This is a genomic window from Chroococcidiopsis sp. (assembly GCF_051657925.1).
Taxonomy (GTDB): domain Bacteria; phylum Cyanobacteriota; class Cyanobacteriia; order Cyanobacteriales; family Chroococcidiopsidaceae; genus Chroococcidiopsis.
Genome location: NZ_JBOFLP010000085.1, coordinates 1 through 8,277 on the forward strand (window position 1 = coordinate 1; position 8,277 = coordinate 8,277).

Annotated in this window: 13 protein-coding genes; 12 read left to right on the top strand and 1 reads right to left on the bottom strand. The window is 41.5% G+C overall.

What is annotated here, in order from left to right; all coding sequences use genetic code 11:
- A partial coding sequence (locus ACRC32_RS06510) for a hypothetical protein (RefSeq protein WP_438553224.1) occupies nucleotides 1-868 on the top strand: 868 nt, incomplete at its 5' end.
- Between the two features lie 81 nt (nucleotides 869-949).
- On the opposite strand, the gene ACRC32_RS06515 is transcribed toward ACRC32_RS06510, so the two are convergent.
- Entirely contained in the window at nucleotides 950-1,504 is a 555-nt protein-coding gene (locus ACRC32_RS06515) for a C39 family peptidase (RefSeq protein WP_438553225.1), read from the bottom strand.
- A 148-nt stretch (nucleotides 1,505-1,652) separates the two neighbouring features.
- On the opposite strand from ACRC32_RS06515, the gene ACRC32_RS06520 reads away from it, so the two are divergent.
- The 11 genes from ACRC32_RS06520 (at nucleotide 1,653) to ACRC32_RS06570 (ending at nucleotide 7,918) form a co-directional block, all read left to right on the top strand.
- Nucleotides 1,653-2,231, top strand: a complete 579-nt coding sequence (locus ACRC32_RS06520) for a hypothetical protein (protein WP_438553226.1) — start codon at nucleotides 1,653-1,655, stop codon at nucleotides 2,229-2,231.
- Nucleotides 2,221-2,658 (top strand): hypothetical protein, encoded by a 438-nt coding sequence (locus ACRC32_RS06525; protein ID WP_438553227.1) that lies wholly within the window; start codon nucleotides 2,221-2,223, stop codon nucleotides 2,656-2,658. Before ACRC32_RS06520 ends, ACRC32_RS06525 begins: the two co-directional genes overlap by 11 nt.
- Before the next feature lie 86 nt (nucleotides 2,659-2,744).
- Nucleotides 2,745-3,515, top strand: coding sequence for a hypothetical protein (locus tag ACRC32_RS06530; RefSeq protein WP_438553228.1), 771 nt, complete (start codon nucleotides 2,745-2,747; stop codon nucleotides 3,513-3,515).
- Entirely contained in the window at nucleotides 3,512-4,726 is a 1,215-nt protein-coding gene (locus tag ACRC32_RS06535; protein WP_438553229.1) for a hypothetical protein, read from the top strand. Before ACRC32_RS06530 ends, ACRC32_RS06535 begins: the two co-directional genes overlap by 4 nt.
- Entirely contained in the window at nucleotides 4,723-4,956 is a 234-nt protein-coding gene (locus ACRC32_RS06540; protein ID WP_438553230.1) for a hypothetical protein, read from the top strand. The genes ACRC32_RS06535 and ACRC32_RS06540 overlap by 4 nt, the downstream gene beginning before the upstream one ends.
- 67 nt (nucleotides 4,957-5,023) lie before the next feature.
- A complete protein-coding gene (locus ACRC32_RS06545; RefSeq protein WP_438553231.1) occupies nucleotides 5,024-5,353 on the top strand; it encodes a hypothetical protein in 330 nt (109 codons plus the stop codon).
- Between the two features lie 2 nt (nucleotides 5,354-5,355).
- Nucleotides 5,356-6,072 carry a hypothetical protein gene (locus tag ACRC32_RS06550; RefSeq protein ID WP_438553232.1) on the top strand — a complete coding sequence of 239 codons (717 nt, stop codon included), beginning with the start codon at nucleotides 5,356-5,358 and terminating at the stop codon, nucleotides 6,070-6,072.
- A gap of 6 nt (nucleotides 6,073-6,078) precedes the next feature.
- Nucleotides 6,079-6,318, top strand: coding sequence for a primase-like DNA-binding domain-containing protein (locus tag ACRC32_RS06555; RefSeq protein WP_438553233.1), 240 nt, complete (start codon nucleotides 6,079-6,081; stop codon nucleotides 6,316-6,318).
- Between the two features lie 64 nt (nucleotides 6,319-6,382).
- The gene (locus ACRC32_RS06560; protein WP_438553234.1) at nucleotides 6,383-6,808 is read left to right on the top strand and encodes a hypothetical protein; all 426 of its coding nucleotides are present in this window, start codon (nucleotides 6,383-6,385) and stop codon (nucleotides 6,806-6,808) included.
- A 67-nt stretch (nucleotides 6,809-6,875) separates the two neighbouring features.
- Nucleotides 6,876-7,442 carry a hypothetical protein gene (locus tag ACRC32_RS06565; RefSeq protein ID WP_438553235.1) on the top strand — a complete coding sequence of 189 codons (567 nt, stop codon included), beginning with the start codon at nucleotides 6,876-6,878 and terminating at the stop codon, nucleotides 7,440-7,442.
- A 272-nt stretch (nucleotides 7,443-7,714) separates the two neighbouring features.
- Nucleotides 7,715-7,918: a hypothetical protein gene (locus ACRC32_RS06570; protein WP_438553236.1), complete on the top strand. Its 204-nt coding sequence runs from the start codon at nucleotides 7,715-7,717 to the stop codon at nucleotides 7,916-7,918.
- Nucleotides 7,919-8,277: the final 359 nt, after the last annotated feature.

Sequence of the window (8,277 nt, forward strand, 5' to 3'; positions counted from 1 at the left end):
CAACGAACCGTCACTTTTGTTTGCCATAAACGAACTGCTGCAAAACGGCGGTATTGATTTTGACGAATGGTGGGACGAATTTAAAAAACCACCAACAAACAAAATTGAACGTGAAAACTGGACACAACCTAAGTTTATCGATGTGACCCCAAAAACCGGAAAAGCGATCGGTAGGTGGATTAAATATTTCCCAAGCAAAGAGGACGAAAGTACGAGTTATTTACTTAGTGGCACAGGAAAGGATTTGGTAAACCACATTGTGGCGATCGGATATCAGCAATCGGGGGGTATTGCCGCTCTAAGCGGAAAAAACAGCAAGCCACCACTAAAAGGTTTTCCAATTATCGAGCTACATTTTACTAGCGATGATAGAAAAGCTGGACAAAAATGGATCAGATGCGCGGGCTATACAGATGACGAAAAAATCGCCAACGCAAAACTGGCAAAACTTTTGACACCTGCTGACATTAAAAAATGGTGTCAAAAGATTAAAGTTGTTTTTGGTGACACACAGTATGTGTGGAGAAAGGGAAAGGAGTGCGTTAGCTACAGTGGTCAAATAGCACGCTTGCAAGGTTTAGAAGGATATGCTTATGTGCGCGAAAGACAGGACGGCATCTCTTTATTCACCGCTATGCTTAAAATTTTTGACGCCGTACCTGACGAAGATGGCTTCAATAAGGTCGAAAGTACATCAAACACTAAATACGCCAAACAGACAAAAGAAATAGTTGTGGTTGGCAAAAAAATAAAACCAGAGGAGAAACGTCCACTGGCTGATTGTAAATTTGCCTACGCACGTTTGTGGTTGCCGTTGTTAAATAAACCAATTTGGTTGGTTAGAGGCGGAGCAATCTTGTATAAGTAGGTGTCTTCTCTAGTATTTTGATTGGTAGCCAGCTACCGTAGCTGGCTGTGAGTGGAAAAGGATTGAAAATCAGTTAAATAGCTAAAAAGGGCTGAAGTAATGCACCCAGAATTCGCCGTCATACGCACACGTTTTGCGAATCAATTCATATGAGTAATGAAGGTTTTCGCCAGGCAGATCCGTTCTGTACCCCGTTGAAAACCATTCACCGTATGGATCGTGTACAAAAAAACCATTATCGTCATATCCAGTGCCAACGATAATGTGACCTGGTTGCGTAAAGTATCCGTGCATGACGAAGGGTAGTCCGGCGTCCAGGTGCGATCGGCATTTTTCAAATGTACCGTGACTCGTAAAACCACTGTTTACTCCAAAATGCTTGGCGCACTCTTGCAAGTCTTGGGGTGAATGCTTGTTTAAACCCGCGTCAGACATATATTTAAACAACTTGTCTTCGAGCTGAATATGCCGATCGCCCGGTAATTTGTCAGAGGTAATGCCAAAATACTCCAAGCACATTGCAAAGCTCGTTGTATTGCACGTAGCGAAAGGTTCGTGGTAATTATCTAACTGCGACTTATACGGTACGTCTAAAAGTACAGTATTTCCTGTGGATTTTTTTACCTTGTCAACCATTTGTAACCTACTAGAGTAATGTTTATTTTGTCAATTTATTGTAATACTTCTACACGCAAATCGTTACACAACAAAATACTATTTTTCTAAAAAAAAAACATACTAAATTTAGTGGCAAAAACGCACTAGCGAACGTTGAAAATTAAATATGACCAGCAAGTACAACAACACGTTTGTGTACTTTGACCCTGTTACTAATAGGGCATACAAGGATACGTTAACTGGCAGTTTGCAATTTGCACCTGCGACTCAAATGTCAGCGGCAATCAAAAAGCGTAGCTTGCGTTTTGATTCACAACACGAGTATTTTGTTTATCGCGTTGTACTGCTTCATTTGCCAGCAAATTTGCAACTTTTACGTCAAGTTAATTTCTTGGTTATCCCCAAAAATAATTTTGGGAATAATGTGTTTTATCGAGCCGATTTGGTCATTGTCGAAAGCTCAATTACTGAAAAAACTTTTCGCATTGAATGCGCTAAGCCGTACTTCTCAACAGAAAAGTTTTTGGTAATTGAGCCGAAAGGCATTTTGACTGAGGTGGCAAAGCTTAAGCACGCAATTCTTTGTGCAAGCAACAAAATACCGATAGCACAACTTCTCTTTGTTGAAATGAATCATTTGCTGACTGTACCGTCAGAAGCGCGTACAACGCTCAAGCAATTGCCAGACAAATTACAGGCAAAAATTAACGATTTGTTCACAGTAGGTAAACAACATGGAAATTAACGTTCAAAATTGGTCAGAAGTCCGATCCCTAAAGAGACCCGAATTAGCAATGCTAACTGATGACGGACTGATTCAAACGTGTTCTGCAAAAAATAAAAAAGACGCAATTACCGCGCCTAGCCTGCCAAAATTAGTTCGCTTTGACATCGGCTATGTCGAAAATTATTTCTTGCAGCATTTTTACGAAATACTGATACAAGAGTTTTCAAGTACACCGCTGGTTCTGCCAATAGAAGAACCCCGGGAGGCAGGATCTGGGGAGACAAAATGTACTGACTCAAAGCATCTTGCAAACGTCAAAGAAACCATTGTGAGAACTATTGACGAATTTACAAGGTTTTTGCGGGAACAGGACGCCAGCGATCCAACAACAAAAGCTCCCTTAGAACTTTACAGGGAATACCGTAAACACAAGTTCGGTTTCTAGAAGTAGTAAAGTTTTTAGTTGATTCCCACTCACAGCCAGCTACCGTAGCTGGCTACCAATCAAAATACACAAAAACAGAACTCGCCATGTCAATCAATTTTTCTGCTAAAAGCGACAAATATCCCGCAAAGCTTTGGTTTTCTGACGAAAAGATTACGCCAACTGATCGAATAGTTTTTTCGGAGGTTTATTTCAAAGTTTCAGATGATTCCATTAGTCTTTGCGGTTTCCTGAGTTCTCAGTCTATTGGATTGACAAATTATAAAGACAAAGATTGGAAACCAGAAGGACAAGAAGCGCTTTTGACGATTTACAAAAGCAAAAAACAGCAATGGAACGATTCGATCAAAAAGTTTGAAGCGGTAGACGTGAGTGCTTCGGAAAGCTATTTATTTAACTTGGTATCAGCCAAGTTGAAAACTTTTGATCCTTTGGCGTGTGTATGCTTAAGTCTTGTTCCATACATATCTCCAATGTTTTTTGACATATTGGATGATCAAACAAAACCAGGTTTAGATGAGGCTACGTTTCAAGTTCAAGCAAAAATGCTTGAGAAAATAGTAGAAAATACTTGCGTCGTTGCAGTCGGTACAACACAGAGACTTACTGACGAACACCGTTCATTGTTAAACAAAACGACAGCTTCTGGTAGCGGGAATTCCTGGGGTGGAAGCAAATCGGAAACTGAAGCCGAAAAACTAGAAGCAAGATGGCTATTTATCAAGAAACACCTTTCGTCGGTTGGGCAATTTGAGACAATTGGCGATATAGCAATTGCCATAACAAACGCACCTGATCAACTGTCACGCGATCGCCTTTGTGAAACTATTAGCACTCTTTCTCAGCTACTGCCATGACTAATTTGCCCGATGACTTTTTAGCTGCAATCAATAATCCCAGCGAAACAGAAAGCGACTCATCCGCCACTGAATCTAATTTATCTATCGGTGAATGGGCGAGACTGCAAAGGCTCAAAGCAAGTGATGAAGGTAAGCTACCAATTGAAGGGGTAACACTGGGTAACAAGATAGAGAATCTGTTTCGACAAACAGTCCTTATTCCAGTTGCTGAAATCTCTTATCCTTTACTTGCTGCTTATGCAGCGATTCCAAGCACCTTATGCGACATTCTGCCAATACTCGAACTAAGGGGAGATCCCGAATCGGGCAAAAGCGAGTGCATGAAGGTTTTTGCCGAGGTTACAGGATCAAAACTGAAAGCGCGATCGACTGCTGCAAGCATTAAGAATGACCTTAATGCGTACCGTTGGGCGGATGGATCAACTTTAAGTATTGAAAAAAATTGCTTCTACCTGTGCGACAACAGTGATGCCGATTTCTTTAACGATCGCGATGCCATGACGGCATTTTTAAATGGTTACGATCGCAAAACAGACGAACAGTCAATATCTAATGGCAAAGGCGAAAATATTGTTTTTCGAGTGTTTGCCCCCAAAGTCATCAGTACGGTTTGGCGGATTGAATCCCCAGAAGTGCGTCGGCGGTGCTTAACAATAAAATTCAAAGCAAAAACCGACATTGAACACTTGATTCCGATGGACGATCTGGCAATCGGTGAATTACGAAAAGAACTAACTGCTTTTTGGGGTACTCCCGGAAATTGGGAACTCTTTAAGTTAAATCAGGTCACAATTCGCCGTCAATTCCCTAAGTCATTTCCACGACAGCAGTGGAAATTAGTCGCAGATGTTATTAACGCAGGGTTAATGATAGGTGTTTGGGTAGACTTGCCTACTGCGTTTAACTTTTTTGAGGCTTATTTTGAAAGTCGCAAAAATGCAAAGGAAGGTATTTATGAGACTCTTTTGCAGATAGCGTTAGATGAATTAAGTGGAGTTAAGTCTATGGGCGATGCGCTTCCACCTGGAAGTAAATTAATCATAGACCCTTTTAAGCTCAAGCAAGCTATGGAGGCTCACAGTGATGCTGGATTAATTCCGAAGATTAAATCCGACAAGCTTCAACAGGATATTCGTCAACTTGGTTGGCAGGTCGTGAACAAAGGGGGGGCATATGTTTATCAAAGAATCACGAGCAAATCAAAATGAAAAATAACAGCAATGGCGGTACTGACTGGAAACAACAATTGCAATCTTTAATCCAAGATTCGAGTAGTCAGCGCAAATTTACTGAAATGACCGACCTTCTCAATGAAATTGTTTGTATCTTGCCGAGTGATGCTTGCGGGCATTTCGTCAGCTTGATCACGCTAACTATTGAATTATTGCGTACCGCGCAAAAAACGGCTTTTCGTATTGCAACGTCTCGTCGGAAATAGCTTTAGTTGATTTCTACTCACAGCCAGCTACCGTAGCTGGCTACCAATCAAAATACTAGAAACCAAAATGGACGTTTTCCAAGAATCGATCGACAGCATTCTAAGTGACATTATTGCAGCCAACAGAGCGCTTAATGCAGCAGCGTTACGCCTAGAAGATGCAAATAAGTCTTTAAAAGGCATTTCACCATTGGTAAAACACTCAGAAAGAGTTTACCCTCCAGTAGACTTAGATTTTGCCGATCTTTACCGAAACGTATTATTTATGCAGATGCTAGTCAATCAAGCTGTTGGCTTCACAAAGGTAGGCGATTCACTGAAAATTGACAAGCTTCTCATAATGCTTGCAATTGATCGTTATGAAATTATTCCGCAAGAATACAACGAAGGCGAGTAATCGTGAAATACAAAAAACCAGAGATACACGCTCGATTAGACCAAAAAGATTTTGACGCTTTGGTGGTGCTAGCAGAGGAAAACAATCAGACTCTCAGCGAGATGGTAAGACACATTGTTTACTGCTACTTGGAGGATGCCAATAATCCTAAAAACGTGATTGGCAATATTGTTGCTGAGACAGTAGAAAGGTTGTTGAAAGTCGAATTTAAGCAACGACCCCCCAGCCACCCAGAAGCTTATCGCTGGTACTGGGAAACAGACAGCAGTACAAGTTCTGACATGCTGCCGTCTAAAAGTTTCTCGAATCTTATTAATGCGATCGAGAATGCACTAATGACTATTCATGTAGTAAGTTCAGATTGTACCCCCAAAGATTGCGCAATCAAAAATCAAGGAAGTCTAAGCAGAATGCTACTCACGCAGCTTGAGATGCAATTAGATGATTTCGTTTGTGAATATGAGTCAGACTGCACTGGTGAAGAACATCGTTTTAGTTGGGGATTTGGGCTAGATGCAAGTGATGAATACTTTGAATCAGAAGAGGATTGCTTGAGTAATTTTCTGCAATACCTAAATAGCTTAAGCTTCAACTACAAGGCGAAAGCTAACGAACTCTCTGCACCTGATATCAAAATCTATCAATTTGACGATTTTAAAGATCCAGAGGAATCTAGCGATACCAAAGATGATGATGATGACGATCCTTTCGATTGGTAAACGGATATGTCAAAATCCGTTACTTCTTTCTTTTCTGATAGATGCTTGGTCACACCAGGTCGAGAAATTGGCGGTTACGAAGTTTACGAAATTTACAAAGCGTGGTGCCTCGATTTTGGCTATCGTAAACTTTACCCTTCTGAATTCTTGGAACAATTTTCTGAGTTGATTGCAGCTAAAGGGTGCTACGCAACATTGCGACGCAAAGCTTTTGTTTTTTGCAATCTAGTTGTTATACCTTTTTAGTTTTGGAGTCGTGTCCGCAATGACATTAAACTATCTTGATTCATCCACCAACTAATTAAAACAAATGACACAAAGACCACTGCCAATATTGAATGTTGCAGCCCACGAATTTAGCTATGTAGCAGCGCTAGCTATGAAGGCTAATGCAGCGGTGAAAGCTCTTGAATTTCATTTAAACGCAGTCACAGAACGTTTAAATGAGATAACAGAAGAACAAGACGAAGCCGATTCTAGATTGCACGAATTCAAAAAAGAGTTTCTTTCTGAAATAACTGCCCTTTTGGCTGAATCCGATTCATTAGAAGACCCGGAAGAGCAACCCCTTGATGTCGTAACGCGTGTTGAAAGTTTAGAGATCGAACAGGTCGGTATTGCCGAAATACTTGCTAATTACCGACTACACAACGACAAACTAGAAGCAAGAGTTACTGCCCTAGAGGAAGCAAGGGGTGACAACTCCAATACCGACCTGTTCGATCTCTTGCGCTAATTTGTTTTGATTTCCATCCACAGCCGCCTACCACAGGCGGCTACCTACCAAAATACATTGCCACTACATGAGACACGTCAACGACTTTTACCCAACCGAGGACAATATATCTCTTGAGTTGCTCGATCGAGTACCAGAAATCGCGATAGCAAAATTAATACTTGAACCATGTACAGGGAATGGTGCGATCGCAGATGTACTGTACAGACGCACAACATCAGAGGTAGTTTGCTTTGACATTAATCCCGATTTTGGATATGCAGTTGCTGACGCCACAAAAACAGAATTTTGGAAGTCGCTTGACTTTCAACTACAAGGCGATCGCCCCGATTGGGTAATTACAAATCCCCCCTTCTCATCGGCACATTTAATCGTTCCTCAGGCTTTTGACGCCGCCTTAGCGGGAATTGCGATGTTGCTACCAACTTCGTGGCTACAGCCCGCTAAAGGGCGCGGCGAATGGCTAGAGGCGCATGAGGGACACATTTCAAATCTAATAATTTTTGGAGAGCCAAGACCTTCGTTTACGGGCGATGGAAAAACCGCAATGTGTACCGTTGTTTGGGTTGTCTGGAAAAAAGAATTACAACTCGGCTGTCAAGTTCATTTTGCACGTAATTGGAACAAAAAATAATGATACCAATCTTGTTACAGCAACACGATCAGACTCAGATTATAAAGAAGGTCACCTGCACCGAAATTTTGCTACCAGAGTCGCTTGAGTATAAGCGACGGTATTATCGCCTCAGCGGCAGTAAAATGGTACTACTAAAAGACAAGGATGGCTCTAAAAAATGGCACGAACTTCCCTTTTATCGCCAATGCAGAGGGTGTAAGCTTACAGATATATTGTTTACTCCCGCGAAAAATTAGTGAGGGGGTAAAACGACTGTCAATCCAAAAAGCTTGGACAACTTAAAGCCAGCGGCAAACAAAAAGAATGCCGTGAGGGTAACGCTAACCCTTAAGCCTAAAACAATTGCCCTACTGAAAGCACAGGGCAACATGAGCGAAGCGGTGGACAAATTGATTGAACTGTGTTGCTTGGGTTTAGTTCAGCATGACGGTAGCCTTAACCCGATCGCCCGGTCTGACAAAACAAAACTATAATCGCACTGTGCGCATAGCTCGATTGAAGCAAGTGAAGTGTCAGACCGGGAGGAAGCAATGTCAAATTTTATCTAAGCAGCGATACTAAGCCGTCCCACGGGGCGGTTTTTTTTGTGCGCATTCAGCACTAGAAAGATTCTAGAAATCTACGGCTTGAACGTAAGCTAACTCAACGGCTAAAACGACGTAAATACGTTAGAGAAATAGAAACAATCTAGAAAATAGAGAAAGAATGGCTGGAATAGTAGGTTTTGTATGTTATCTTAGGTCAGTTATATGTTTCTAAATAGCTATGCTATACTTTTTGCAGGTAGCCAGCTACCGTAGCTGGCTAACTTCAGAATAGAGAGAATCTAGAC

Excerpts from the sequence above, each read along its gene's own strand:
- ACRC32_RS06530 (WP_438553228.1), top strand. The coding sequence starts at position 2,745 with ATGTCAATCAATTTTTCTGCTAAAAGCGACAAATATCCCGCAAAGCTT.
- ACRC32_RS06565 (WP_438553235.1), top strand. The coding sequence starts at position 6,876 with ATGAGACACGTCAACGACTTTTACCCAACCGAGGACAATATATCTCTT.
- ACRC32_RS06545 (WP_438553231.1), top strand. The coding sequence starts at position 5,024 with ATGGACGTTTTCCAAGAATCGATCGACAGCATTCTAAGTGACATTATT.
- ACRC32_RS06515 (WP_438553225.1), bottom strand. The coding sequence starts at position 1,504 with ATGGTTGACAAGGTAAAAAAATCCACAGGAAATACTGTACTTTTAGAC.
- ACRC32_RS06555 (WP_438553233.1), top strand. The coding sequence starts at position 6,079 with ATGTCAAAATCCGTTACTTCTTTCTTTTCTGATAGATGCTTGGTCACA.
- ACRC32_RS06535 (WP_438553229.1), top strand. The coding sequence starts at position 3,512 with ATGACTAATTTGCCCGATGACTTTTTAGCTGCAATCAATAATCCCAGC.
- ACRC32_RS06540 (WP_438553230.1), top strand. The coding sequence starts at position 4,723 with ATGAAAAATAACAGCAATGGCGGTACTGACTGGAAACAACAATTGCAA.
- ACRC32_RS06525 (WP_438553227.1), top strand. The coding sequence starts at position 2,221 with ATGGAAATTAACGTTCAAAATTGGTCAGAAGTCCGATCCCTAAAGAGA.
- ACRC32_RS06520 (WP_438553226.1), top strand. The coding sequence starts at position 1,653 with ATGACCAGCAAGTACAACAACACGTTTGTGTACTTTGACCCTGTTACT.
- ACRC32_RS06560 (WP_438553234.1), top strand. The coding sequence starts at position 6,383 with ATGACACAAAGACCACTGCCAATATTGAATGTTGCAGCCCACGAATTT.